Source organism: Bradyrhizobium sp. PRIMUS42 (genome assembly GCF_023006515.1).
In the GTDB taxonomy this organism is placed as follows: domain Bacteria; phylum Pseudomonadota; class Alphaproteobacteria; order Rhizobiales; family Xanthobacteraceae; genus Bradyrhizobium.
In genome coordinates this window covers 1-1,989 of sequence record NZ_JALBGZ010000954.1, presented here as the reverse complement: position 1 = coordinate 1,989, position 1,989 = coordinate 1, and the positions used below count along the sequence as shown (strand labels likewise).

Sequence of the window (1,989 nt, the reverse complement as noted above, 5' to 3'; positions counted from 1 at the left end):
CCATCGAGCAGGTTGTTGATGTCGCTGGCGCGGTTGTCGAGCGACTGTGCGGTGAAGAAGTTGGTGGGATTGTCCAGGGCCGAGTTGACGCTCTTGCCGGTCGACAGACGGCTCTGCGTGGTGGCGAGGAGGTCAGCGGTGGACTGGAGAGAGAGCAGGTTCTGACGAACCGACGAAGAGAGGACGATACCGGACATTGAGTGTTACCCTTCTGGTACGCAACGCAACAAACAAACTTCGATTAGGATTAATCGATGCCGGGACGGTGAACGCAGACGGCTAACAAAGCATGAAGCGTGTCGCGGCAGTCCTTGCCCGGATTCACCATACGCGCGTTCGGAGCCGGATCGTGCTTGGCCATATCGTCATGAAAGGATGATGTTTTTTGGTGCAGCGACGAGGCGTTTGCGACTTGTCAACCATAACTCAGAGTGAGCAATTGGCTGCATCCGCACGCCCTGCACCTTGTCGAGCGGCACTTTGATGCAGATACAAAAAAGAAAGCGGCGGGGCCGAAGCCCCGCCGCCGTAATCGTCTTGCGATGTCGTCCGCGACTTAGCGGAGCAGCTGCAGCACGCTCTGCTGCGACTGGTTGGCCAGCGAGAGCGCGGAGACCGCGATCGACTGGCGGGTCGACAGCGCCTGGCTGTTGGCCGCTTCGGTGTTGGTGTCGGCCAGGGTCAGGTTGGACGAACCGGTCTGCAGCACGTTGATCAGGCTCTTGTTGAAGTCCTGACGAACCTGCACCACCGAGAGGTTCGAACCGAGGCTCGAAGCTTCCGAGCGCAGCGTGCTCGACGCGGCGTTCAGGTTGGACAGCACCTTGTTGGTCGCGGAGTTGTCGATGAAGTCGACACCGCTGGTCAACGCAGCAAGGCCCAGACCCTTGGAGTTGTAGGTCACGCCCGTGATGCTGAGGTTCGACTTGCCGGTCTCGTCGAACACCAGCTTGAGCTGGTCGCCGTTCAAGAGGTTGACACCGTTGAACGAGGAGTCCTGCGAGGTCGTGTCGATCTGGTTCAGGATGTTGTTGTACTGAGACACCAGGTTCGCGCGCGACGTTTGGGCAACCGTATCCTGGACGGGGGTGGAAGCCGTCGAGAAGGTCAGCGACGAGGTCAGCGTACCGCCGATCGCGCCACCTGCGGCGCTCGAACCGATGGTCGAGGACGCATAGTCGTTGGTGGTCGAGACCGTCAGCAGGCCGTTGGCGTCGATCGTCGCCGTCAGGTTGTTGGCCTGAAGCTTCGTGTTGAGCTGATCGAGCGTCTTGACCGTGCCGTTGGTGCCGTCACCGAAGGTGGCGGTGACCGCCGTGCCGCCGTTGAAGGAGGAGAAGGTCAAGGTCTTGCCGGTGATGCCGCCGACGCCCGAGGTGCGCGCCGCGGTGAAGGCGGTCGAGGTACCGGTGTTGCCGGCGAAGCCGAGCGCATTCAACGCGTTGCCAGTGCCGGTGATCGACAGATCGGCATTGACGCCGGTCGACAGCTTGAGCTGGCCGGAGGCGTTGATCGACGAGTTGGTCTGGCCGGTGGCGGTCGCAAGCGTCGCGGTGCCGTTGGCATTGACCGTCGCGGTCTGCACGCCGGTGGCAAGGTCGATCGCCTTCAGCACGTCGTTGACCGTACCGCCCTGCAGATAGACCGTCGAGTTACCGGCGCCGTCCGTGAGAACGTTGCCGCTCGCACCGAAGCCGCTCGCAACGCTCGGAGCACCGGTCGAACCCGGGATCGGCGCGTTCTTGAACGTGATGACGTGACCGTCGACGTTCAGCGTCGAACCGTCCGCGATCGTCGCACCGAGCGAGCCCGAGCTCGTGGTCCGGTTGACGCTCACGGTGGCGTTGCCGCCGCCCACAGACGAGGACAGACCGAGAGACTTGAGCAGGTCGGCCTTGCCGGTGACGCTCAGATCCGCACCCGTCGAGCTCTTCAGCGTGACGGCACCGCCGCCAACGCTCGAAGCGGTCTGGTTGAAGCTGGTGGCGA

Annotated in this window: 1 protein-coding gene and 1 pseudogene; both read right to left on the bottom strand. The window is 62.5% G+C overall.

Annotated features, from left to right (window positions below):
* Positions 1-197, bottom strand: a pseudogene (locus tag MOV75_RS36160) (flagellar protein); the annotation flags it as partial.
* A gap of 359 nt (positions 198-556) precedes the next feature.
* Positions 557-1,989: DUF1522 domain-containing protein (locus MOV75_RS36155; RefSeq protein ID WP_247007760.1), on the bottom strand; the 1,433-nt coding region annotated here is incomplete at its 5' end.